The organism is Polaribacter sargassicola, assembly GCF_021991835.1.
In the GTDB taxonomy this organism is placed as follows: Bacteria; Bacteroidota; Bacteroidia; order Flavobacteriales; family Flavobacteriaceae; genus Polaribacter; species Polaribacter sargassicola.
The window spans coordinates 285,814-309,515 of the sequence record NZ_JAHDAU010000002.1; the positions used below are offsets into that span (position 1 = coordinate 285,814).

25 protein-coding genes are annotated in these 23,702 nt (G+C 31.9%); 7 read left to right on the forward strand and 18 right to left on the reverse strand.

Annotation, left to right across the window (positions count from 1 at the left end; translation table 11 throughout):
- Nucleotides 1-103: 103 nt before the first annotated feature.
- From rpsN to rpsL, 18 genes are all read right to left on the reverse strand, one after another.
- On the reverse strand, nucleotides 104-373 hold the full coding sequence (gene rpsN, locus KI686_RS04670) for a 30S ribosomal protein S14 (protein ID WP_091891535.1): 270 nt from the start codon (nucleotides 371-373) through the stop codon (nucleotides 104-106).
- Nucleotides 374-376: 3 nt separating this feature from the next.
- Nucleotides 377-928 carry a 50S ribosomal protein L5 gene (gene rplE / locus KI686_RS04675; RefSeq protein WP_237588104.1) on the reverse strand — a complete coding sequence of 184 codons (552 nt, stop codon included), beginning with the start codon at nucleotides 926-928 and terminating at the stop codon, nucleotides 377-379.
- 8 nt (nucleotides 929-936) lie between these two features.
- Nucleotides 937-1,239: a 50S ribosomal protein L24 gene (rplX, locus tag KI686_RS04680; RefSeq protein WP_237588105.1), complete on the reverse strand. Its 303-nt coding sequence runs from the start codon at nucleotides 1,237-1,239 to the stop codon at nucleotides 937-939.
- 13 nt (nucleotides 1,240-1,252) lie between these two features.
- On the reverse strand, nucleotides 1,253-1,621 hold the full coding sequence (gene rplN / locus KI686_RS04685) for a 50S ribosomal protein L14 (RefSeq protein ID WP_088323513.1): 369 nt from the start codon (nucleotides 1,619-1,621) through the stop codon (nucleotides 1,253-1,255).
- A gap of 1 nt (nucleotide 1,622) precedes the next feature.
- Entirely contained in the window at nucleotides 1,623-1,880 is a 258-nt protein-coding gene (gene rpsQ / locus KI686_RS04690; RefSeq protein ID WP_091891527.1) for a 30S ribosomal protein S17, read from the reverse strand.
- Nucleotides 1,881-1,900: 20 nt separating this feature from the next.
- Nucleotides 1,901-2,092, reverse strand: coding sequence for a 50S ribosomal protein L29 (gene rpmC / locus KI686_RS04695; protein WP_237588106.1), 192 nt, complete (start codon nucleotides 2,090-2,092; stop codon nucleotides 1,901-1,903).
- An 11-nt stretch (nucleotides 2,093-2,103) separates the two neighbouring features.
- Entirely contained in the window at nucleotides 2,104-2,535 is a 432-nt protein-coding gene (gene rplP, locus KI686_RS04700; RefSeq protein WP_237588107.1) for a 50S ribosomal protein L16, read from the reverse strand.
- 22 nt (nucleotides 2,536-2,557) lie between these two features.
- Complete coding sequence (rpsC, locus tag KI686_RS04705; RefSeq protein ID WP_237588108.1) at nucleotides 2,558-3,280, reverse strand: 30S ribosomal protein S3; 723 nt, start codon at nucleotides 3,278-3,280, stop codon at nucleotides 2,558-2,560.
- Nucleotides 3,281-3,291: 11 nt separating this feature from the next.
- Complete coding sequence (gene rplV, locus KI686_RS04710) at nucleotides 3,292-3,696, reverse strand: 50S ribosomal protein L22 (protein ID WP_237588109.1); 405 nt, start codon at nucleotides 3,694-3,696, stop codon at nucleotides 3,292-3,294.
- Nucleotides 3,697-3,702: 6 nt separating this feature from the next.
- A complete protein-coding gene (rpsS, locus tag KI686_RS04715; protein ID WP_237588110.1) occupies nucleotides 3,703-3,981 on the reverse strand; it encodes a 30S ribosomal protein S19 in 279 nt (92 codons plus the stop codon).
- 7 nt (nucleotides 3,982-3,988) lie between these two features.
- Nucleotides 3,989-4,813, reverse strand: coding sequence for a 50S ribosomal protein L2 (rplB, locus tag KI686_RS04720; protein WP_237588111.1), 825 nt, complete (start codon nucleotides 4,811-4,813; stop codon nucleotides 3,989-3,991).
- 14 nt (nucleotides 4,814-4,827) lie between these two features.
- Nucleotides 4,828-5,118, reverse strand: a complete 291-nt coding sequence (gene rplW / locus KI686_RS04725) for a 50S ribosomal protein L23 (RefSeq protein WP_237588112.1) — start codon at nucleotides 5,116-5,118, stop codon at nucleotides 4,828-4,830.
- A gap of 7 nt (nucleotides 5,119-5,125) precedes the next feature.
- Nucleotides 5,126-5,755: a 50S ribosomal protein L4 gene (gene rplD, locus KI686_RS04730; RefSeq protein ID WP_237588113.1), complete on the reverse strand. Its 630-nt coding sequence runs from the start codon at nucleotides 5,753-5,755 to the stop codon at nucleotides 5,126-5,128.
- The gene (gene rplC / locus KI686_RS04735) at nucleotides 5,755-6,372 is read right to left on the reverse strand and encodes a 50S ribosomal protein L3 (RefSeq protein ID WP_237588114.1); all 618 of its coding nucleotides are present in this window, start codon (nucleotides 6,370-6,372) and stop codon (nucleotides 5,755-5,757) included. The genes rplD and rplC overlap by 1 nt, the downstream gene beginning before the upstream one ends.
- Nucleotides 6,373-6,654: 282 nt before the next feature.
- Nucleotides 6,655-6,960, reverse strand: a complete 306-nt coding sequence (rpsJ, locus tag KI686_RS04740) for a 30S ribosomal protein S10 (RefSeq protein WP_068363283.1) — start codon at nucleotides 6,958-6,960, stop codon at nucleotides 6,655-6,657.
- An 18-nt stretch (nucleotides 6,961-6,978) separates the two neighbouring features.
- The gene (gene fusA / locus KI686_RS04745) at nucleotides 6,979-9,096 is read right to left on the reverse strand and encodes an elongation factor G (protein WP_237588115.1); all 2,118 of its coding nucleotides are present in this window, start codon (nucleotides 9,094-9,096) and stop codon (nucleotides 6,979-6,981) included.
- Nucleotides 9,097-9,101: 5 nt separating this feature from the next.
- Nucleotides 9,102-9,581 carry a 30S ribosomal protein S7 gene (rpsG, locus tag KI686_RS04750; RefSeq protein WP_237588116.1) on the reverse strand — a complete coding sequence of 160 codons (480 nt, stop codon included), beginning with the start codon at nucleotides 9,579-9,581 and terminating at the stop codon, nucleotides 9,102-9,104.
- A gap of 25 nt (nucleotides 9,582-9,606) precedes the next feature.
- Nucleotides 9,607-9,981 carry a 30S ribosomal protein S12 gene (rpsL, locus tag KI686_RS04755; RefSeq protein ID WP_018943587.1) on the reverse strand — a complete coding sequence of 125 codons (375 nt, stop codon included), beginning with the start codon at nucleotides 9,979-9,981 and terminating at the stop codon, nucleotides 9,607-9,609.
- 176 nt (nucleotides 9,982-10,157) lie between these two features.
- Here rpsL and KI686_RS04760 point away from each other — a divergent pair, with 176 nt between their 5' ends.
- The 7 genes from KI686_RS04760 to KI686_RS04790 all read left to right on the forward strand — a co-directional run bounded on the left by KI686_RS04760 (nucleotide 10,158) and on the right by KI686_RS04790 (nucleotide 23,212).
- The gene (locus KI686_RS04760; protein WP_237588117.1) at nucleotides 10,158-11,825 is read left to right on the forward strand and encodes a POTRA domain-containing protein; all 1,668 of its coding nucleotides are present in this window, start codon (nucleotides 10,158-10,160) and stop codon (nucleotides 11,823-11,825) included.
- 127 nt (nucleotides 11,826-11,952) lie between these two features.
- Nucleotides 11,953-15,099, forward strand: coding sequence for a SusC/RagA family TonB-linked outer membrane protein (locus KI686_RS04765; RefSeq protein ID WP_237588118.1), 3,147 nt, complete (start codon nucleotides 11,953-11,955; stop codon nucleotides 15,097-15,099).
- A gap of 11 nt (nucleotides 15,100-15,110) precedes the next feature.
- Nucleotides 15,111-16,562: a SusD/RagB family nutrient-binding outer membrane lipoprotein gene (locus KI686_RS04770; RefSeq protein ID WP_237588119.1), complete on the forward strand. Its 1,452-nt coding sequence runs from the start codon at nucleotides 15,111-15,113 to the stop codon at nucleotides 16,560-16,562.
- 147 nt (nucleotides 16,563-16,709) lie between these two features.
- Nucleotides 16,710-17,459, forward strand: coding sequence for a 23S rRNA (guanosine(2251)-2'-O)-methyltransferase RlmB (gene rlmB / locus KI686_RS04775; RefSeq protein ID WP_237588120.1), 750 nt, complete (start codon nucleotides 16,710-16,712; stop codon nucleotides 17,457-17,459).
- A 267-nt stretch (nucleotides 17,460-17,726) separates the two neighbouring features.
- Entirely contained in the window at nucleotides 17,727-20,936 is a 3,210-nt protein-coding gene (locus KI686_RS04780) for a SusC/RagA family TonB-linked outer membrane protein (RefSeq protein WP_237588121.1), read from the forward strand.
- Nucleotides 20,937-20,958: 22 nt separating this feature from the next.
- Nucleotides 20,959-22,431 (forward strand): RagB/SusD family nutrient uptake outer membrane protein, encoded by a 1,473-nt coding sequence (locus KI686_RS04785; protein ID WP_237588122.1) that lies wholly within the window; start codon nucleotides 20,959-20,961, stop codon nucleotides 22,429-22,431.
- A 61-nt stretch (nucleotides 22,432-22,492) separates the two neighbouring features.
- Nucleotides 22,493-23,212, forward strand: coding sequence for a hypothetical protein (locus tag KI686_RS04790; RefSeq protein ID WP_237588123.1), 720 nt, complete (start codon nucleotides 22,493-22,495; stop codon nucleotides 23,210-23,212).
- Nucleotides 23,213-23,702: the final 490 nt, after the last annotated feature.

Genomic DNA, 23,702 nt, shown 5'->3' on the forward strand with positions numbered 1-23,702 from the left:
GTGATATTTAAACCTATAATCAGTTAAAATTCTTATACTCAAAAAAAATAGAGCGTGCAAAGATACACATTCTATTTTTAATATTAAGCTTTATTTTTGATTTCTACCAACTTGCCTTTTTAACACCTGGTATTAATCCTTGATTTGCCATTTCACGAAACGTTACACGAGATATACCAAATTGTCTCATATATCCTTTTGGACGTCCTGTAAGTTTACATCTATTGTGCATTCTTATAGGTGAAGCGTTTTTTGGTAATTTTTGCAATGCTTCATAGTCTCCAGCTTCTTTTAAAGCTTTTCTCTTTTCTGCATATTTTGCAACTGTTTTTGCTCTTTTACGTTCGCGAGCTTTCATTGATTCTTTAGCCATTTCTTAATTTTTTTTGAATGGTAAACCTAATTCTCCTAATAATGACTTAGCTTCCTTATCAGTATTTGCAGTCGTTACAAAAGTAATGTCCATACCGTTAATTTTTTTAACTTGGTCAATATTAATCTCTGGGTAGATGATTTGCTCAGTAATACCTAAATTGTAATTACCTCTTCCATCAAATCCATTAGCTTTTATACCGTTAAAGTCTCTTACACGAGGTAAAGAGGCAGTAACTAATCTATCTAAAAATTCATACATTTTATCTCCACGTAAAGTAACTTTTGCTCCAATTGGCATACCTTTACGTAATTTAAATGATGCAACATCTTTTTTAGACATAGTAGAAATTGCTTTTTGACCAGTAATTTTAGTCAATTCTTCTACAGCATAATCTATTAATTTCTTATCTGCAATAGCAGCACCAACACCTTTAGATACAACAATTTTCTCTAATTTAGGTACTTGCATTACATTTTTATAACTGAATTCTTCAGTAAGAGCTTTTATAACTCTTTCTTTGTATTCTGCTTTTAATCTTGGTACGTAACTCATGATTATTCTTATTTTTTAGTTTTTTTAGAGATTCTAGTTTTAGTATCTCCATCAACTTGATAACCTACTCTTACAGCTACACCATCTTCTACTAACATTAAGTTAGAAATGTGTAATGATGCTTCTTTTTTAACAATACCACCTTGAGGATTTTGAGCACTAGGTTTTGTGTGCTTAGAAATTAAGTTAACACCTTCTACTAAAACTCTATCCTTATCTTTGATGATTTGTAAAATTTTTCCTTCAGATCCTTTATGATCTCCTGCAATTACTTTTACAGTATCTCCTGATTTTAATTTAAACTTCTTCATTTTATATAATGATTTAAAGCACTTCAGGTGCCAATGATACTATTTTCATGAATTGTTTCTCACGAAGTTCACGAGCAACAGGACCAAATACACGAGTACCTCTCATTTCCTCTGTAGGATTTAAAAGTACACATGCGTTATCATCAAATCTAATATAAGATCCATCTTTACGTCTAACTTCTTTTTTAGTTCTTACAACAACTGCTCTAGATACTTGACCTTTCTTTACAGTTCCGTTAGGAGTAGCAGATTTTACTGTTACTACAATTTTGTCTCCAATACTTGCGTAACGCTTTTTTGTTCCTCCTAAAACTCTAATTACTAAAACTTCTTTAGCTCCAGTATTATCTGCTACTTTTAATCTTGATTCTGTTTGTAACATATTATTTAGCTCTTTCTAGGATTTCTACTAATCTCCAACGTTTAGATTTACTCATAGGTCTAGTTTCCATAATCCTAACAGTATCTCCTTCGTTGCAATCATTCTTTTCGTCGTGTGCAACATACTTTTTCGTTTTTAAAACGAATTTACCGTACATCGGGTGCTTTACTCTTTTAGTTTCAGATACAACAATAGATTTCTCCATTTTGCTACTAGAAACAACACCAATTCTCTCTTTTCTAAGATTTCTTTTTTCCATCTTTAAAACTGACTATAGAATTATTGTAATTCTCTTTTTGTTAATTCTGTTGCAATTCTTGCTACAGTTCTTCTTAAGCTTCTTAATTGCAATGGGTTCTCTAATGGAGTAATTGCATGTGCCATCCTAAGATCAGTGTAATTTTTTTGCAACGCTCCTAGCTTATCTTTAAGATCTGCTATAGATAATTCTTTAATTTCTGATTGTTTCATTTTACTTAGAATTATGCGTTAATATCAAAATCTCTTGCCACTACAAACTTCGTTTTTACAGGAAGTTTTTGTGCTGCTAAACGTAAAGCTTCTTTTGCTACTTCCATTGGTACACCACCAACTTCAAACAAAATTCTACCTGGTTTAATAACTGCAACAAAATGATCTGGTGCTCCCTTACCTTTACCCATACGTACTTCTAAAGGCTTTTTAGTAATAGGCTTGTCTGGAAAAATTTTAATCCATAACTGACCTTCCCTTTTCATATAACGAGTAGCCGCGATACGAGCTGCTTCAATTTGACGAGATGTTAATAAGTTCTGATCTAAAGATTTAATACCAAACGTTCCATTAGAAAGTTGATTTCCTCTACCAGAAATACCTGTCATATTTCCTTTTGCCTTCTGTACCTTACGGTATTTTACTCTTTTTGGCTGTAACATTTTTAATTTCTAATTTTAAAAATTATTTTCTTCTACGAGGTTGTTGACGTTTAGATCTATCACCACCTTTAGCGCCACTTTGCTTCTTAGACAAACCAACTAATGGAGATAATTCTCTTTTACCATAAACCTCACCCTTCATAATCCATACTTTAATACCTAATCTTCCGTATTGAGTATGAGCTTCAACAAGTGCATAATCTATATCTGCTCTAAAAGTAGAAAGAGGAATTCTACCTTCTTTATAATGCTCTGAACGCGCCATTTCAGCCCCATTTAAACGACCTGAAATCTGTACTTTAATACCTTCAGCATTCATACGCATTGTAGCTTGTATAGCCATTTTAGTTGCTCTCTTGTAAGAAATTCTATTTTCAATTTGACGAGCAATACTAGTTGCAACTAATTTTGCATCTAATTCTGGACGTTTAATTTCAAAAATATTTATTTGAACCTCTTTACCTGTAATTTTTTTAAGCTCCTCTTTTAACTTGTCTACCTCTTGCCCACCTTTACCAATAATGATACCAGGACGAGCAGTAGTGATAGTAACGGTTACAAGTTTTAAAGTACGCTCTATAATTACTCTAGAAACACTTGCTTTAAATAATCTAGCACTAATGTACTTTCTTATTTTATCATCTTCAGCAATTTTATCTCCGTAGTCATTACCACCATACCAGTTAGATTCCCAACCTCTGATGATTCCTAAACGATTTCCTATTGGATTAGTTTTTTGTCCCATTTCTACTTTGATTAATTACTTAAATTTTTACTTCCCAACTCTAAAGTAACGTGATTAGATCTCTTACGGATTCTATGTGCACGACCTTGTGGAGCTGGTCTTAATCTTTTTAACATTCCTGCGCTATCTACACATATAGATTTCACAAATAAACCAGCTTCTTCAATAGATACACTATCATTTTTTGCTTGCCAATTAGCAATAGCAGATAATAATAATTTTTCTAAGTTTATAGATGCTTCTTTAGGGCTAAATTTCAAAATCTGTAAAGCTTTTTCAACTTCAACACCTCTTACTTGATCTGCTACTAAACGCATTTTTCTTGGTGATGTAGGACAGTTAGTAAGCTTAGCGAAAGCACGTTGCTTTCTATCTGCTTTTAACTGATCTGCCATATTTTTTTTACGAACTCCCATTTCCTACTATTTTTTTCCTTTATTTTTTGCACCAGCGTGTCCTCTAAAAGAACGAGTTGGTGAAAATTCGCCTAATTTATGCCCTACCATGTTTTCTGTAACATAAACTGGTACAAACTGACGCCCGTTATGAACAGCTATTGTTTGTCCAACAAAATCTGGAGAAATCATACTTGCTCTTGACCAAGTTTTGATTACAGTTTTGCTACCAGCTTCTACATTAGCTAACACTTTTTTCTCTAATTTATAGTGAATGTAAGGTCCTTTTTTTAATGATCTTGCCATAACTTAATTATTTCTTTCTACGTTCGATAATGTACTTATTACTAGCCTTAGTCTTAGATCTAGTTTTAAATCCTTTTGCAGGAATACCGTTTCTAGATCTTGGATGACCTCCAGAAGAACGTCCTTCACCACCTCCCATTGGGTGATCAACTGGGTTCATTCTTACAGCGTTAACTCTTGGTCTTCTACCCAACCATCTTCTTCTACCAGCTTTACCTGAAACTAATAATTGATGATCTGAGTTAGAAACAACACCAATAGTTGCAGTACAAGTTAACAAGATTAATCTTGTTTCACCAGAAGGTAATTTTACTGTAGCGTATTTACCGTCTCTTGCCATTAATTGAGCAAAAGAACCAGCAGAACGAGCCATAACAGCTCCTTGACCAGGATGTAACTCAATACAACAAATTGTAGTTCCTAAAGGAATTTCACTTAAAGGCATTGCATTACCAATTTCTGGTGCAATTCCGCTACCTGAAACAATTGTTTGACCTACCTGTAAACCGTTTTGTGCAATTACATAACGTTTTTCTCCATCAGCATAACTAAGTAAAGCAATAAATGCTGTACGATTTGGATCGTACTCTATAGTTTTTACTGTTGCAGGGACACCGTTTTTATCTTTCTTAAAATCGATAATACGATATTTTTGTTTATGACCACCTCCTATATTACGAGTTGTCATTCTTCCCTGATTGTTTCGACCTCCAGATCGTTTTTTCGAAGCAAGTAAACTTTTCTCCGGCTTATCAGTTGTTATGGTGTCGAACCCATTTACAACTCTAAAACGCTGACCTGGTGTTATTGGTTTTAATTTTCTAACTGACATTCTGTCTTTTTTCCTTAAAGATTGTTATAAAAATCAATACTTTCTCCCTCTGCTACTTGAACGATAGCCTTTTTATATCCACTTTTAATACCAGTTACTAAACCTTTTTTAGTAAATTTAGTATTTCTTTGAATTGGATAATTTAAAGTTCTAACGCTTGAAATAGAAACTCCATAAGCTTTTTCTACAGCTTCTTTAATTTCTAATTTATTAGCTCTTGTATCTACTACAAAAGAATAACGATTAAATAATTCGCTATCATTTGTTGCTTTTTCCGTGATAATAGGTTTAATTAAAATACTCATTATATCCCTATTTACTTAAGTTTTTATTAATTCCATCTAAAGAACCTTCAGTTACAACAACTTTATTAGCATTTAAAACAGCATAAGTGTTTAAATCTGAAGTTTTAACTACTTTAGAATTTTTAATGTTACGAGATGATAAATAAACATTTGTATTCTCACCCTCTAAAACAAATAATGTTTTTTTAGTCTCTAACTCTAAAGCTTTTAATAAACTTGTAAAGTTTTTTGTTTTTGGAGATTCAAAATTAAAATCTTCAATTACAACTAAATTTTCATCATTAGCTTGTATACTTAAAGCTGATTTACGTGCTAAACGCTTTAAGTTTTTATTCAATTTAAAAGAATAATTTCTTGGTCTTGGCCCGAACATACGTCCTCCACCTCTAAAAACACCAGATTTAATTGATCCTGCTCTCGCCGTACCTGTACCCTTTTGTTTTTTTATCTTTTTTGTTGATCCAACAATTTCTGCTCTCTCTTTAGACTTATGAGTTCCTTGACGTTGATTTGCCAAGTACTGTTTTACATCTAAGTATATTGCATGATCATTTGGCTCAATACCAAACACTTCTTTAGAAAGTTCAACTTTCCTACCAGTGTCTTTTCCTGTAATATCTAAAACTGCTACCTCCATTATTTCTGAATAGTTACAAAAGCGTTTTTATGTCCAGGAACCGCTCCCTTAACAACAAGTAGATTCTTTTCAGCAACCACCTTTAACACTCTTAAGTTTTGAACTTTTACTTTATCTCCTCCCATTCTTCCTGCCATACGCATACCTTTAAATACTCTTGCAGGATACGAAGCAGCACCAATAGAACCAGGAGCTCTTAAACGGTTATGTTGACCATGAGTTGCTTGACCAACACCACCAAAACCGTGACGTTTTACAACACCCTGAAAACCTTTACCCTTAGATACTCCAGAAACATCTACAAACTCACCCTCTTCAAAGTGATCTACTGTAATTGCATCTCCTAATTTGTACCCTTCTTCAAACCCTTGAAATTCAACGACTTTTTTCTTAGCAGTGGTGCCAGCTTTCTTAAAGTGACCATCTAACGCTTTGTTAGAACTCTTCGCCTTTTTGTCATCGAAACCAAGCTGTAAGGCGTTGTAGCCGTCAACCTCTTCGGTTCTGACTTGGGTAACAACGCAAGGACCCGCTTCAATTACTGTACAAGGAATATTCTTCCCGTTTTCATCGAATAAGCTGGTCATTCCAATTTTTCTTCCTATTAACCCAGACATTTAGTTAAAATTTTAGACGTTAGATATTTATCCAGCGCGTCTATTATTAATAATTATTTGTTTTGAAACAAACGTTTCATATCCTACCCATTAAATTTCACTCAAAAAAAAACAGCGCAAACAAACTCAACGCTGATTTTGTTTTTTTCCGTTTTTCCTTCGCGAAACGCTCTGGACATGTTGTTATTTTTTATCAAAAATAACCACCCTACTATATTTCGGGTTGCAAAAGTATAAAAAACTTTCGGTTTAACAAAATTAAACCGAAAGTTAATTAAAAACTTAAACTTTTATCTCAACTTCTACACCACTTGGTAATTCAAGTTTCATTAGAGCATCAATAGTCTTAGATGAAGAACTATAAATATCTAATAATCTCTTATAAGCAGCTAATTGAAATTGCTCTCTAGATTTTTTATTTACGTGTGGAGAACGTAATACTGTAAAAATCTTTTTATGTGTTGGCAAAGGTATAGGACCATTTACTACAGCTCCTGTACTCTTTACTGTCTTTACAATTTTTTCAGCAGATTTATCTACTAAATTGTAATCGTAAGACTTTAATTTAATTCTAATTTTTTGACTCATCTTAAATAATTTAGTGGATTAACCTTTAGATTTTGCAATTACATCTTCTGAAACGTTAGAAGGAGTTTCTGCATAATGTGAGAATTCCATTGTAGAAGTAGCTCTACCAGAAGACATTGTTCTTAAAGCAGTAACATAACCAAACATTTCTGATAAAGGAACTAATGCTTTAACAACTTTAGAACCGTTACGATCACTCATGTCATTTACTTGACCTCTTCTTCTATTTAAATCCCCTACAATATCACCCATATTTTCCTCTGGAGTTAAAACTTCTAACTTCATTAAAGGCTCCATTATTTTAGCTTTAGCAGATTTTGCCGCAACTTTATAACCCATTTTAGCAGCTAATTCAAAAGATAGAGCATCAGAATCCACAGGGTGGAAAGAACCATCTTTTAATGTAACTTTCATAGAATCCATTTCATAACCTGCTAAAGGTCCATTTTTCATCGCTTCTTTAAATCCTTTTTCTACTGAAGGAACAAATTCTTTAGGAACATTACCACCTTTTATAATAGACTCAAACTGTAAACCTTGTACACCTTCGTCAGCTGGCTCTATAGTAAAAACTATATCAGCAAATTTACCACGCCCACCGGATTGTTTCTTATAAACTTCTCTATGATCTGCACTTGCAGTAATAGCTTCTTTATATTCTACTTGTGGTTGACCTTGATTAACCTCTACTTTAAACTCACGCTTTAAACGATCTACAATTACATCTAAGTGTAATTCCCCCATTCCAGAAATAATTGTCTGACCTGAAGCTTCGTCTGAACGTACAGTAAATGTAGGATCTTCTTCTGCTAACTTACCTAAACCAATACCTAATCTATCTACATCCGCTTTAGTTTTAGGTTCTACAGCGATACCAATAACTGGATCAGGAAAATCCATTGATTCTAAAACAATAGGATTTTCTTGTGCAGATAAAGTATCTCCTGTTTTAATAGATTTAAAACCTACAGCTGCTCCAATATCTCCCGCTTCAATAAAATCAATTGCATTTTGCTTATTAGCATGCATTTGATAAATACGAGAAATACGTTCTTTTTTACCTGAACGGTTATTTAAAACATAAGAACCTGCATCTAAACGACCAGAATAAGCTCTAAAGAATGCTAAACGACCTACGAAAGGATCTGTAGCAATTTTAAATGCTAATGCTGCAAAAGGATCGTTTACACTTGGCTTACGTAATTCTTCTTCGTTTGTATCTGGGTTTACACCAACAATACCTTCTTTATCTGTAGGAGATGGTAAATAACGACATACAGCATCTAATAAGAACTGTACACCTTTATTTTTAAATGCAGAACCACAAATCATAGGAATGATAGCCATATCCATTACAGCAGCTCTAAGTGCAGCATGCACTTCTTCTTCTGTAATTGAATCTTCATCTTCCATAAATTTCTCTAAAAGCTCCTCATCATAACTTGCAACTTCTTCAATTAAAAGCGCACGGTATTTACGAGCTTCTTCTTTCATATCCTCAGGAATTTCGATAACATCAAAAGTAGCTCCCTGAGTTTCATCATGCCATACAATAGCACGGTTTTTTACTAAATCAATAATACCTTTAAACTCATCCTCGTCACCAATATTTAAAACAATTGGCACCGCATTTGACTTTAACATATCTTTTACCTGCTGACAAACACCTAAAAAGTCTGATCCTTGACGGTCCATTTTATTAACAAAACCAATTCTTGGAACTTTATAATTATCTGCTAATCTCCAGTTTGTTTCTGATTGAGGCTCAACACCATCAACAGCTGAAAACAAGAAAACTAAACCATCTAATACACGTAACGATCTATTTACCTCTACAGTAAAATCAACGTGACCAGGAGTATCAATAATATTAAAGTGATATCCTTTTGTATCAGGAGTTTTTTCTCCATTTTCAATTGGAAAGTTCCATGTACAAGTTGTTGCAGCAGAAGTAATTGTAATACCTCTTTCTTGCTCTTGCTCCATCCAGTCCATTGTAGCAGCACCATCGTGCACCTCTCCAATTTTATGAGAAACTCCCGTATAATATAATATACGTTCTGTAGTTGTAGTCTTACCTGCATCAATATGCGCAGCAATACCAATATTTCTTGTAAATTTTAAATCTCTAGCCATTTCTATTAAAATCTAAAGTGTGAGAATGCTTTGTTTGCTTCTGCCATTTTATGAGTATCTACTCTTTTCTTTACTGCAGCACCTTCTTCTTTAGCCGCAGCTAAAATTTCAGCAGCTAAACGCTGTGCCATAGTTTTTTCGTTTCTCTTACGAGTATACAAAATCATCCATTTGATTGCCATAGACACCTTACGGTCTGGTCTAATTTGCATTGGTATTTGAAAAGTTGCCCCACCTACACGACGAGATCTAACCTCTACATGTGGCATAACATTAGACAAACCTTCTTTCCAAATTTCTAAAGCTGACTTTTCTTCGCCCTCTCCTTTTCTTTCCTCTACGATATCTAACGCATCGTAAAATACTTTAAACGCTACTGACTTCTTACCACTCCACATTAAGTTATTAACGAAACGTGTTACTAACTGATCATTAAACTTTGGATCTGGTAATAAGACTCTTTTTTTTGCTGCTCTTTTTCTCATGTTTTACATTAAAAAAGTTACTAATTTACTTTTTTGGGCGCTTTGCTCCATACTTAGACCTACGTTGAGTTCTTCCCTCAACACCTGCTGTATCTAAAGCTCCACGTACCACGTGATATTTAACACCTGGTAAATCTTTTACCCTTCCACCTCTAACTAATACTATCGAGTGCTCTTGTAAGTTATGTCCTTCTCCTGGAATGTATGCATTTATCTCATTACCATTTGTCAATCTAACTCTGGCAACTTTACGCATTGCTGAATTAGGTTTCTTTGGTGTTGTAGTATAAACACGAGTACAAACTCCACGTCTTTGAGGACAAGACGACAAAGCAGCCGATTTACTCTTCTTAGTTATTTTGGTTCTTCCTTTACGAACTAATTGTTGAATAGTTGGCATACTAAATTATTACTGTTTTTCGTTTATAATTAAACCTTATCTCTTTTTTAAGAGTGCGCAAATGTACGATTAATTTCTAATTATTCAAATATCAGTAAGTTATTTTTTCTTCATGATTATTTTTATGCTGAATTTTAGCATTTTCCACTACTTTTGAAACCAATATTCCATCAATTTTGAAAAAAAAAATTACTTTTTACATAATTACATTATTTACACTACTCACTTGTAATGAAATTTTCTCTCAAGATTACGTGTTAGAAATAACCTCAAAAAACGATAAAGAAAAGTCTGTTTTAAAAGAAATCAAATACACAACTCATCATAAAGACACAAACTCTCTAAACAATGAGATAAAAATTATCTCCAATATTTTAAAAAATAAAGGGTATTTCACCAATCTGGTTCGAACTATAAAAAAGAAAGATAAAAGATCTATCGCCTATTTTTCTTTACAAAACAAAATAACAGAAGCAGTATTAAAAATAGAACCTGATCAAGCAAACTTATTTAGCGAATACAACATTAAAGAGGACACGTTAATCATCCCTATAAATAAATTAAAAAAACTACTTTCTAAAATCACCTTAAAACTAGATCAACAAGGAAAATCCTTTTCTAAAATTCGATTACAAAACATTTCTATAAAAAATGAAATATTATTTGCTGAACTAAAAATATCACAATCAACCAAAAGAAACATCCAAAAGGTAATTATAAAAGGTTATGAAGAATTTTCAAAATCATACATAAAGAATTATTTCAACATAAGCCCCAATACTTTGTTTAATCAACAAAAAATCAACCAAATCTCTTCACTAACAAAAAACCTAAATTTTATAAAAGAAATAAAAGAACCTGAAGTGCTATTTACTAAAGACTCTACTATATTATATATGTATTTAAAAAAAGTACAAACTAACAACTTTGACGGAATCTTAAACCTATCCTCAAAAGAAAATGGCGACATTATTTTTAACGGAAACATAAACTTAGAGCTAATAAACACCTTAAACAAAGGTGAAGAGTTTAATATTTTCTGGAATAGCATTGGAGAAGATACACAAGAATTAAAACTTTTTACCAAAACACCTTATATTTTTAATTCTAAAATTAGCCCAGAAGTTTCTTTTTCAATCTACAAACAAGACTCAAGCTACATAAATTCAAAAATAGAAACACAAATAAACTACAACCTAAATAACTATATAAAACTAGGACTTAACTACAACTCAGAATCATCATCAACATTAACTTCAGAAAACACATTAACTAATCAAGAATCTTTTACAAATAGCTTTATCGGGATAAACTTCTCTTATGCAAAACCTAAAAACGATTCTTTTTTCAATAACAAACTTTATTTAGAGTTAACTCCTTTTTTAGGCCACAGAAAAGCAAACCATATTTTTTCAAGCCAAATAAAAATTAAAACAAAAGCATCATACATATGGGACATTAACAGTCGAAATAACGTTTACATAAAAAATGAATTTGGCTACTTACTATCTGATAATTATCTAAATAATGAGTTATTCCGAATAGGTGGCGCAAACTCAATTAGAGGCTATACTGAACAAAGCATTTTTACAAAAAACTACAATTTTTTCAACCTAGAATACAGACACTTAACATCAGACAAGTCTTATATTTATTCAATATCCGATATAGGTACAGCTAAAATCAACAAAACAAACACTACTTTAATCGGATTAGGTTTTGGATATTTATTTACCACCAATAATTCTCAGATAAACATAAGCACAATTGGCAGCAAAAGCAACTCTAAAACAATTGACTTTAAAAACATTAAGCTATTAATTGGATGGAAAAATTTCTTCTAAATAACATTAAAAAATACTCAACACTTTAACCTCTATTAACTACTTTTTAACCTTTTTTAACAATTTTCATTGTGTATTTAATAATAAAAACAGATATTTGGCTCAAATAATTCAAATTTACTAAATAATGAAAACAAAGTTTAAAGGAATTTTAACGCTTCTACTAGCGTTTCTTGTGCAAGTTACCTTTGCACAAGAAAAAACGGTTTCTGGAACTGTATCTGATTTTTCAGGTCCATTACCTGGAGTTAGCATACTATTAAAAGGAACTACAACAGGAACAGAAACTGATTTCGATGGTAAATACACGATTAAAGTAAAAGAAGGAGACATCTTAAGCTTTAGTTATGTTGGCTACAAAACCATAGAAAAAACTGTTGGGACATCAAACTCTATAAACGTAACACTAGAAGAAGATGCTAGCGTTTTAGATGAGATTGTAATTACAGGACAAGGTATCAAAAGAGATAAAAAATCTTTAGGATACTCTCAACAATCTGTAAAAGGAGCAGAACTTCAAAAAGGTAAACAAACAGACATAAACAATGCTTTAGCTGGTAAAATTGCCGGTGTACAAATTGTTGGTAACTCTTCTACTACATTTGGGAACTCTCAAATAAAATTAAGAGGTGAAACAGGTGCACTTTATGTAGTTGATGGTGTAATTGTATACTCTATTAGCGATATAAACACAGACAATATTGAAGATATGTCTGTACTAAAAGGCGCCTCTGCAACAGCAATATACGGTCCCGACGGTAGAGATGGTGTTATCATTATTACTACAAAAACGGCTAAATCTGGTACAGCTACTTTCACAGTAGATCAAGCTACAACATTTAATAGAGTTGCAGCATTACCAAGCTATCAAAATGAATATGGAGGTGGTTATAGTCAAACTTTTAACACATTTACTTACGACTCAACAGTAGACCCTGAATCTTGGGCTGCTTTTGACGGAGATCTTTACCCTGACTTTTGGGCTGATGAATCTTGGGGACCTAGATTAGATGGAACTATGGTACGTCATTGGGATTCTTGGATTGAAGGAGGAGAAGAATTTGGTAAAACTAGAGCATGGTCTCCAACAACTAGTGATGTTGAAGATTTTTATGAAACAGGTGTAACAAGTAACACAAATCTTTCATTTGCAAAAGGTGGAGACGACTACAAAATAAGGTCATCTATCTCTTTAATTGACCAAGGAGGTATTGTACCAAACTCTAATCAAAAAACAATAAATTTTTCTGTTAATGCTTCTTATGATATATCAGATAAATTTGCTCTTACAGCAATTGTAAACTATCAAGACAGATCAACGTTAAACAACCCAGATCAAGGTTATGGTAACTTAGGATCCAACATGAACCAATGGTGGCAAAGGCAATTAGATCTTGATCGTTTAGAAAATTATGAAGTTAACGGACAAGTTGTTTCTTGGAATATTAGAGGACCAAGAGATGCAAGACCTCTTTATTGGGATATGCCATATTTCCACTCTTATGAAAACATAAAGAATGATTACAAAAATGCTACATATGGTAAAATTAGTGGTACTTATAAATTTAATGAAAAATTTAGTGTGCTTGGAGAAATCAGATCTACATTTAACTCTTACAGTGGTAACGACAGAGGAACTACAAAAAGTTTATTAGACCCTGCATTCTACTCAGAATATTACTACAAAAACACAAAAGAGCACTACTTTGGTATGGCTACTTATCAAGACAAGTTTGCCGATGGAGATATTGATTTAAATGTTAGTTTAGGAGGTGAAATTGTAAATAACGATTACAATTACACATACTCTACTACAAACGGTGATTTAGCAATTCCTGATTTTTACAACTTAGCAGGATCTACAGACGCAGTAACCACTTCAACAAATATTGAACAAAGCAAAACAAGAGGTGCATACTTAAAAGCATCTGTTGGTTACAAAAATACATTATATGTTGATGGAGCTTACAGACTTGATTGGTCTTCTACCGCAAAAGCTGACGATAACAGAGTAGAAACATTTGGTATTTCTACAAGTTTATTAGCACATAAATTATTTGACAAAAGCGAAGCTATTTCTTTTGCTAAAGTAAGAGCAGGTTACGCAAGTGCACCTTATTTCCCAGATGCATATCAAATTTCTAATACATATAGCCCTGGAGACCTTTATCAAGGTTACGGTACATTATCAGTTCCAACAACTCAAAACAACCCTAACCTAATTGGAGGTACAAGAAAAGAATTTGAAATTGGTACAGAATTAAAATTCATAAACAATAGAATAGGATTAGATATTACTTACTTTGATAGAGTAGATGAAGACTTACCTACAAATATTTCTCTAGACGGATCTACAGGATATTCTTCTATCACAGTAAACTCTGGTAAAACAACTTCTAAAGGTATTGAGCTAGGATTGAACGGAACCGTAATTAAAACAGATGATTTTACTTGGGATTTAGCAGTTAACTTTGGTACTTTAGAAAAAATGGTTGAAGAGATCTATACTGATGTAGGATCTTACAACATTAGTACTTACGGTACCGTAAGCTTACAAGCTCGTGTTGGTGAAGAGTATGGTCTATTCTACTCTACTGGTTTTGCAAAAGATGATAATGGAAATACCATTTTTACTAGCACAGATAATTTTGCAATACAATCTAACAAAAAATTAGGAAGTTTATTACCTGATTTTACAGGAGGTTTAAGCACTACATTTTCTTACAAAAACCTTGATTTATTTTTAGGTTTTGACGGACAAAAAGGAGGTCTATACTACTCTAGAACAGAAAGATATATGGATCATTCTGGTTTAGCAGACTACACTGCAGGTTTAAACGATAAAGGAAACCCTTTAAGAGACCCTGTAGCTAACGGAGGTGGTATTCATATCACTGGAGTATTACAAACAGGAACTGATGCTGACGGAAACCCAATTTCTGATGGAACAGTAGTAGATAAATATGTAGACCCACAAGATTACTTTAACTTAGGTAATTTAGGTAACATCTACGAAAACAACGTACACGATGCTAGCTACGTTAAATTAAGAACTGTAAAAATGACTTATAATTTCAACTCTAATGTTGTTGAAAAAGTTGGCTTAACTGGCGCACAAATTAGTTTGTTAGCAAATAATGTTTGGTTAATTTATTCTGACTTATCTTGGGTTGACCCATCTGAACTAGAAAAAAGAGGTGGAGAAAACTGGGCTGAAGCAGGGACATTACCAATGACATCTTCTTACGGTATTAATTTAAAATTAACATTCTAAAAAAAAATAACATGAATAATATATTAAAAAAGACAATATTATTGTTGTGTGTGTCGTTCTTCTACATTTCTTGTGACACTGTTGATTTTGGAGACACAAATGATAACCCTAACGGCCCCACAGCTGCTGTAACTTCTCAGCTATTGACACAAGCACAGAAAACTGTATCTACCATAGGCACAAGTTTAACGGGTACTCTTTTTACACAACAAATAACAGAAGGACAATACCCAGGACAATCAAGATACGCTACCTTAACATATAGCTACAATAGCTATTACACAGGAGCAATTCAAAATTTAAACGAAATAATTAAACTTAATACAGATCCAGAAACAGTTGGAGAAGCTGAGGCATTTGGTAACACTAACAATCAAATAGCAACAGCAAAAATCTTAAGAGCATTTATACTTCAGTTTATGACTGACAGTTGGGGAGGATTACCTTGGACAGAAGCTTTTCAAGGAATAGATTTTCCTCAACCAAAGTTTAACACTCAAGAAGAATTATATACAATTATGTTTGATGAAGTTGAAGAAGCTATAAGTTTAATTACTACTACTTCAACAGGACCTGTAGGTGATATCATTTTCGAAGGAGACATGAGTAGATGGCTAGTTTTTGCAAATTCATTAAAAATGACTTTAGCACTTAGAATTTCTGACGTTAACCCAACATTAGCTCAAACTAAATTTGAAGAAGTAATTACTTCTGGAAATTACATTAAATCTAATGATGAAAACATAGAATATAACTACACTTCTGATGATGCTGGAGATAGCCCTTGGCACGACAGATTTAAAACAAGAGAAGACTATATAATGTCCGAAGCGATGGTTGGTTTTTTAAGAGAAAATTTAGATCCTAGATTATTTAAATACGGAGAACCAGCAAGAGATTCTATCTTTCCAAACCCTGTTTTTCCAGATGACGCAGATGCAGGTTATGTTGGAGCTCCAGATGGTAATGTAAACGGAAACGTACCTTCTTACTCTTTCCCTCCTTCTGAAATCATTTATGACGACAACACATTTCCAACACCAATTTACACTTCTGCACAAGTAAAATTATCTATGGCAGAAGCTGCTTTAAGAGGTTGGAATGTTGGAGAAACAGCTGAAACATTGTTTAGCGAAGGAATCACAGACTCTATGACTTATTGGGGAGTGGATGAAGCTGATATCACTTCATACCTAAGCAATCATACATCAGTAACAATTTCTGATATAGCATATGAAAAATACATTGCTTTATATTTAAACGGACAAGAAGCATGGTCTGAATGGAGAAGATTAGACGCTCCAACTTTAACACCTTCAGAATATGCTGCTGATCCTAGAATACCAGTAAGATTAGCTTATGACTCAAGTGTACAGGATAATAATTCAGAAAATTATAATACAATAATTTCTTTACAAGGTACTGATAATTTACACACTAAATTATGGTGGGATGTAAACTAAAAAAACAACAATATTAATCTAATATTAAAAGCCAGAACATTAATTTGTTCTGGCTTTTTTATTCAATATATTTATAGACATAATATTCATAGAAGGTGTTAAAACCTTTTTAATTAATATTTTCATTTTTTAACATACATTTGCAAAATGGATAATAAGATAGAAACAACAAACATCTTTGGAATAAGAGCTATAATTGAAGCGATTGAAAGCGGCTCTACAATTAATAAAATATATCTACAAAAAGGACTAAGAGGAAATTTATTTTTTGAATTAGATAACTTAATCAAAAAAAACAAACTTACCACAAGTATGGTTCCTGTAGAAAAATTAGATAGATTATCAAAAAACAATAACCACCAAGGTGCTGTTGCTCAGATTTCTCCTATAGAATTCTATGATCTAGAACAACTAATTGAAAAAACAATTGAGAAGAAAGAAATTCCATTATTTTTACTTTTAGATCAACTATCTGATGTTCGCAACTTTGGGGCGATTATAAGAACAGCTGAATGTACTGGTGTAAATGGAATAATTATTCAAAAAAATGGTAGTGCACCTGTTAACGCAGAAACAATAAAGACATCAGCAGGAGCTGCCTTTAAATTACCTATCTGCAGAGTAGACCACATTAAAGATGCATTGTTCTTACTACAAGCATCCAACATTAAAACAGTAGCAGCCACAGAAAAAACAGAAGAATCTATTTATAATATAAATTTAAATCAACCTATAGCTATAATTATGGGTTCTGAACACAGAGGCATCAATCCATCGATTCTAAAAATGGCTGACTATAAAGCCAAATTACCTTTATTAGGAGAAATAGCCTCTTTAAATGTTTCTGTAGCATGTGGTGCATTTTTATATGAAACCGTAAGACAAAGATCTTTTTAAGGTAGACAACTAATATAAAAAACAATCAAAAGAGTGTTAAATATTATGTTTAACACTTTTTTATTAGCGTAAGTTTTTTCACTCCCAATAGACTTAATACGAAAAAAACATTTTAACATCATAAAAAATATAGAATCCATAATTTTTATAGTTTTAAAATATTAATGTAAAAAAATATATAAAAGTGACATATATTAAATGTTAAATAATTGTTTTTTTTGTATAATTTTTAAGATTTTTGGCGCCTTTAATTCAAATAATTATAAAATGAAAACAAAGTTTAATGGAATTTTAACGCTTTTATTAGCGTTTCTTGTACAAATTTCCTTTGCACAAGAAAAAACAATCTCAGGTACTGTTACTGACGATTCTGGCGGTCTACCTGGTGTTAGTATTACAGTAAAAGGTAGTAATACCGGTACCGAATCTGATTTTGATGGTAACTACACAATCAAAACTAAAACAGGTGACGTATTAATTTTTAGATATTTAGGATACAAACCTACAGAAAAAACAGTAGGAACATCTAACACTATCAATGTTAAAATGGTAGAAGATGCTAATGTTTTAGATGAAGTTGTAGTTGTTGGTTATGGAACATCAACTAAACAAGCATTTACAGGTACTGCAACGGTAGTTAATGCAGAAAACCTACAAGCTAAAAGTGTTTCTAATATTTCGCAAGCATTAGTTGGTGAAGTTGCCGGTGTAACTGTTGTAAACGGTTCTGGTCAACCAGGTACTACTGCTACAGTTAGAATTAGAGGTTTTGGTTCTATCAATGGTAACAGTGCACCTTTATATATTGTAGACGGTGTACCTTACACTAATGCATTAAGTAACATTAACCCTTCTGATATAGAATCTACTACAGTATTAAAAGATGCAACAGCAACTTCTATCTACGGTTCTAGAGGTTCTAATGGGGTAATTGTAATTACAACTAAAAAAGGTAAATCTGGAGTTTCTGATATTTCTTTAGAAGTTAAAACAGGGGTTAACATGAGATTATTACCTAGTTATGATTATATAACATCACCAGATGAGTATATAGAAACAGCTTGGGAATCTCTTAAAAACACTGGAGATTTCTTAAACCAAGATGATACTGTTGCATACGCAAATAATAATTTATTTTCTGGATTAGGTATATCTAGTGATTATAATATGTGGAACATAAGCGATGTTTCTGAATTAATAGACCCAACAACTGGTCTTGTAAGAGAAGGTGTTACAAGAAAATACACTCCAGAAAAATGGGCCGATTACGGTTACCAATCTGCTATTAGAAATGAAGTGAACTTAACAATGAGTGGTGGTAATGATAAAACAACTTATTTCTCTTCTTTTGGTTACTTAAGTGATAAAGGTTATGTAATTAATTCTGACTATAAACGTTATACAACAAGGTTAAATTTAACTCACAAACCTACAGATTGGTTAGAAGCAAATGCTAATATTGATTACACATATGCTAAACAAACTACAAATGGTCAATCAAGTGACTCTGGAAGTGTATTCTGGTTTACAGATAATATTCCTGCAATTTATCCATTATTCTTACGCGATGATAATGGTGATATTATTGAAGATCCTATTTACGGAGGACCTCAATATGACTACGGTTTAAATAGAGGTTTTGGTGGATTAACAAATGCAATTGCAGATGCTACTTATGATTTAGATCAAAATAATCGTCATTCTATTAATGGTAACTTTTCTTTTAAAGTTAACTTAATGAAAGGATTAACTTTTACAACAAAATACTCTGGTAACTATTATGCTTACACAGATAATACAGTAAATAATCCTTTTTACGGTTCTGCTGCAGGACAAGGTGGTAGCTTATTTCAACAAAAAAGATCTGCTATAAGACAAAACATTTTACAAATGTTTAATTACGAAACTACTTTTGGAGATAATACAATAACTGCTTTATTAGCTCATGAATCTAATATATATGAAGAAGAAAGAACTTATATTAGTAAAAACACAGTAGTAAACCTTTACAATGGTTTAACAGACCCTACAAACTATGTTAATATTGGTTCTAATCCTTCTGGATATACTGATAAAGAAACTATTGACAGTTATTTTGGTCAAGTAAACTACAACTATGCTAAAAAATACTTCTTATCTGGTTCTTTAAGACGTGATGGTTCATCTAGGTTCTATAGAGATAAATGGGGAACTTTTTGGTCTGCAGGTGCTTCTTGGATAATTACTAATGAAGACTTTATGGATAGTGCTAGCTTCGTTGATTATTTAAAATTAAAATTTAGTTACGGTATTCAAGGAGATAACAGAGGTGTAAGCTATTATTCTGGACAAGATGGATATGATATTGATAATTTAGATGGAGACATTTCTTTAATCGTAAGAGCTATTCAAAACCCAGATTTAACTTGGGAGTCAGGTAATCAATTTCAAGTTGGTACAGAATTCACATTATTCAACAATTTCTTAGACGGTAATTTAGATTACTATGTAAAAAACACAAATGACTTAATTTTTAGTACTAGAATAGCTATTTCAACAGGAGATGCTTTATTAACTGTGAATGATGGGTCTTTAAGAAATAGTGGTTTAGAGTTTGACTTTACTGCACACTTATTACAAAAAGAAAACTTTAAAATTGACCTTAGCTTAAACGGTCAAATGATTAAAAACGAACTTACTTCTATGCCATATGACAATGCAGAAGGAAGAGAGAAAATAATAGATATCTCTAGTCCTTATGGTCGTGCAACAGGGCACAGTAGATATGATTTTTATATGCCTGTATGGGCTGGTGTAGATCCTGCTGATGGTTCTGCTTTATGGGAACAAAACTATTATGATTCTAATAGCAATGGTGCCTATGATGATGGAGAAGAAATTTTAAGTTTGTTTGAGTACACAACTAGAAATCCTGACCATGAAATTAAGCAAACTTTAACTAAAAACTATACAGAATCAACTGATAAATATGTTGGTAAATCTGCTATACCAGATGTTATGGGAGCTTTTAGATTATCAGCAGAAATATATGATTTTAGCATTTCTACACAATTTTCTTATAGTTTAGGAGGATATTCTTATGATTACCAATACGCTGGTTTATTGAATAACGACCAAGCAGGTGGTAGTAGTTACCATACAGACATAAGAAACAGATGGCAAAATCCTGGAGACATTACAGATGTACCAAGATTATACAGCAATCAAAATGTAACTGTAAACAGTTTATCTACAAGATTTTTAACTTCTAGTGATTACCTTGCTTTAAATAATATTAGATTAGGATACAGCATCCCTACACAATTAATAGCAAATACAGGAATTTCTAATTTAAATATTTGGTTATCTGGTGATAATTTATTTTTATTAAGTGCAAGAGATGGGTTTAACCCTTCTACAAGTGTAACAGGAGCTTCTAGCACATATAGATATTCTCCTTTATCTACATTTACACTTGGTGTACGTATAAAATTTTAAATAAAATTAAAAAACATAAAAAATGAAAAATAATTTTTTACGAATGGTTTTTGCCATTCTAATTTTCTCGACAATAACTAGTTGTGAAGATGACTTTTTAGACACAAGCCCAACATCTTTTATTAACTTAGAAGACACAGGTGCTACAGGAGAGTTAAACCCAGTTATTTTAGAAGCTACTTTAAATGGTATTTATTCTATGATGATTAATACCGGTACAGGAGGTACAACTAGACATGAGGACTTTGGTCAAAAAGGATATGATATAATGACAGATTTTTTATCTGGAGATTTAGCTTTAACAGCAAATAACTATAACAGATACGGAAACTTTGCTAATTTATTATCAACAATAGATTACACTAGTAATTTTAACTACATGCCTTGGAGATACTATTACAGAGTTATTAGATCTTGTAATTTAGTTATAAAATCTTTAGGTGGTAATGATGCTACTCCTTCTAGTGTAGATGTAGAATATAGTTTAGGACAAGCTAAAGCTCTTAGAGCTTATGCATACTTCTATTTAACACAACTTTTTGATACTGAGTATAATGCTACATCAACTGTATTACCAATATATATAGATTCAGAAGCCCCTGTACAACCACAATCAACAATGGAGGCAGTTTACAACCAAATTATAGATGATTTAACACAATCTATTACTTTATTAGATGGTTTTAGTAGATCTAACAAAGCTAACGTAAATCAAGATGTAGCTAAAGCTTTATTAGCTTATGTATATGCTGCTAGAGGATCAAGTAGTGATAATTTAAATGCTAAAGCTTTAGCTGATGAAGTAATAAATTCTGGATACACTCTAATGTCTTCTTCAGAAGTAACAGGTGGCTTTAACGATGTAAATACTCCTGGATGGATTTGGGGATTCGACGTTACTTTAGCTAACAGTTTAGATTTAGTTTCTTGGTGGGGACAAATGGATGTTTACACTTATAGTTACCAATGGGCTGGAGATAAAAAAGGTATCGACCAAGGTTTATATGACTTAATAGACGCAAATGATATAAGAAAAACTCAGTTTGACACAGCTAATGATTTACAGCCACGTAACAAATTTTACAACGCAGCTAAAGTTATAGGTGGACAAAGAAACATTGAAGATGACTATGTTTACATGAGAGTAGCTGAAATGTATTTACTTTCTGCTGAAATGGCTGCTAAAGAAGGTTTAGAAGATGATGCAAAAACTCGTTTAAAAGAATTATTATCTCAAAGATTTACTGATGCTACAGATTATGCTTACATAGACGGCTTAACAGGTCAAGCTTTAATGAATGAGGTTTACTTACAAACAAAAATTGAATTATGGGGAGAAGGAAAAAGTTATTTAGCAATGAAGAGAAACAAAGCTACCATAACTAGAGGGTCTAACCATGTATTTCATGCTAACACTTCATTTAACTATAATGATGAAGTATTAAACTTCAAGATTCCTCAAGCAGAAGTTCAAAACAACCCGTATATAGATTAATTAAAATAAACAAAAGGTAAAGGTTTATTACCAACCTTTACCTTTCTAACAACAATAAATTATGAAAAAACATATTTTTTTATTATTTCTATCTTTATCTCTATCTACATTTATTGGATGTGAAGATGATTTAGATGCCAATATATCTAATTACAATTATATTGCATTTTCAGACACAGAAGTAGATTTACTAGTTGATGAAGACAGCAATAGCTCTGCATCATACTATGTAGCTGTAAGTAAAAAAAGTAGTAGCGATAGAACTTTTAACTTAATAGTTGATGAAACTGCATCTGATGCAGATCCTTTATCTTATACTATACCTTCTTCTATTACAATACCTGCAAATAGCACTTCTACAACTTTAGATGTTGCAATAGAAGATATTAACATTATATCTAGCAAAACTTTAGTTTTAAAATTAGAAGAACAAGATGGTTTATTTATAGGTAATGATAACATGTTAACTATAAATATTATTAGAGTTTGTGAATCTGATTTAGCTGGTGAATACACTTATTCTAATGGAAAAGCAGTAACAATTACAGAGACTGCTATTGGAACATACACTGTAAGTGGTGACGATTACTTTGGATCTAATTATTCTTTTGACATTGATGATTCATGTGATGTTATATCTGTAACTGGAGGTACCTTAACAGAAGATTACGGTATTGCTGTTTCTGGTACAGGTTTAGTAATGGCAGATGAGAGTATAGAAATTACTTATACAGTTGATGGTTATTTTTCAGACAGAACAATGATTTTGACTAAAAATTAATTTACTCTATTTCTTAAACAAAAAAACACCTCTAATAGAGGTGTTTTTTTGTTTAAGAAATTATTTAGATTTAAAAAATAACTTTACACAAATTAAAATAAATAAAAACCTAAAATAGATGTAACCTATCTTTTCTAAAAACTAGATATCATTATAAATACCTACACACAAAAAACTCTAGTTCAACATCTTTTTAAAAGAAAACAAGCAAAATACTTTAGATTCTAAAAAAAATAATAAACAATTCCATACTCACTTAATTAAATCAACAAACAACACAGAAAATAAAATTCCTTAACAAATAATTCAACGTTTTAACTAAAACACCATAATTATCAACATAAATATAACAATTAAACTTAAAAAAATTATTAAAAATTCAATTTTTATTGACAAAATTATATATTTAAAAATTATTACATTCAACTTCAATATTTTATGTTAAATAATTGTTTTCTTAATATTATTTTAAGAGTTTTGAGTAAATCAA

Coding starts and splice junctions, on each gene's coding strand:
- rpsN (WP_091891535.1), bottom strand. CDS start 373: ATGGCTAAAGAATCAATGAAAGCTCGCGAACGTAAAAGAGCAAAAACA.
- rplE (WP_237588104.1), bottom strand. CDS start 928: ATGAGTTACGTACCAAGATTAAAAGCAGAATACAAAGAAAGAGTTATA.
- rplX (WP_237588105.1), bottom strand. CDS start 1,239: ATGAAGAAGTTTAAATTAAAATCAGGAGATACTGTAAAAGTAATTGCA.
- rplN (WP_088323513.1), bottom strand. CDS start 1,621: ATGTTACAAACAGAATCAAGATTAAAAGTAGCAGATAATACTGGAGCT.
- rpsQ (WP_091891527.1), bottom strand. CDS start 1,880: ATGGAAAAAAGAAATCTTAGAAAAGAGAGAATTGGTGTTGTTTCTAGT.
- rpmC (WP_237588106.1), bottom strand. CDS start 2,092: ATGAAACAATCAGAAATTAAAGAATTATCTATAGCAGATCTTAAAGAT.
- rplP (WP_237588107.1), bottom strand. CDS start 2,535: ATGTTACAGCCAAAAAGAGTAAAATACCGTAAGGTACAGAAGGCAAAA.
- rpsC (WP_237588108.1), bottom strand. CDS start 3,280: ATGGGACAAAAAACTAATCCAATAGGAAATCGTTTAGGAATCATCAGA.
- rplV (WP_237588109.1), bottom strand. CDS start 3,696: ATGGGAGTTCGTAAAAAAAATATGGCAGATCAGTTAAAAGCAGATAGA.
- rpsS (WP_237588110.1), bottom strand. CDS start 3,981: ATGGCAAGATCATTAAAAAAAGGACCTTACATTCACTATAAATTAGAG.
- rplB (WP_237588111.1), bottom strand. CDS start 4,813: ATGTCAGTTAGAAAATTAAAACCAATAACACCAGGTCAGCGTTTTAGA.
- rplW (WP_237588112.1), bottom strand. CDS start 5,118: ATGAGTATTTTAATTAAACCTATTATCACGGAAAAAGCAACAAATGAT.
- rplD (WP_237588113.1), bottom strand. CDS start 5,755: ATGGAGGTAGCAGTTTTAGATATTACAGGAAAAGACACTGGTAGGAAA.
- rplC (WP_237588114.1), bottom strand. CDS start 6,372: ATGTCTGGGTTAATAGGAAGAAAAATTGGAATGACCAGCTTATTCGAT.
- rpsJ (WP_068363283.1), bottom strand. CDS start 6,960: ATGAGTCAAAAAATTAGAATTAAATTAAAGTCTTACGATTACAATTTA.
- fusA (WP_237588115.1), bottom strand. CDS start 9,096: ATGGCTAGAGATTTAAAATTTACAAGAAATATTGGTATTGCTGCGCAT.
- rpsG (WP_237588116.1), bottom strand. CDS start 9,581: ATGAGAAAAAGAGCAGCAAAAAAAAGAGTCTTATTACCAGATCCAAAG.
- rpsL (WP_018943587.1), bottom strand. CDS start 9,981: ATGCCAACTATTCAACAATTAGTTCGTAAAGGAAGAACCAAAATAACT.
- KI686_RS04765 (WP_237588118.1), top strand. CDS start 11,953: ATGAAAACAAAGTTTAAAGGAATTTTAACGCTTCTACTAGCGTTTCTT.
- KI686_RS04770 (WP_237588119.1), top strand. CDS start 15,111: ATGAATAATATATTAAAAAAGACAATATTATTGTTGTGTGTGTCGTTC.
- rlmB (WP_237588120.1), top strand. CDS start 16,710: ATGGATAATAAGATAGAAACAACAAACATCTTTGGAATAAGAGCTATA.
- KI686_RS04780 (WP_237588121.1), top strand. CDS start 17,727: ATGAAAACAAAGTTTAATGGAATTTTAACGCTTTTATTAGCGTTTCTT.
- KI686_RS04785 (WP_237588122.1), top strand. CDS start 20,959: ATGAAAAATAATTTTTTACGAATGGTTTTTGCCATTCTAATTTTCTCG.
- KI686_RS04790 (WP_237588123.1), top strand. CDS start 22,493: ATGAAAAAACATATTTTTTTATTATTTCTATCTTTATCTCTATCTACA.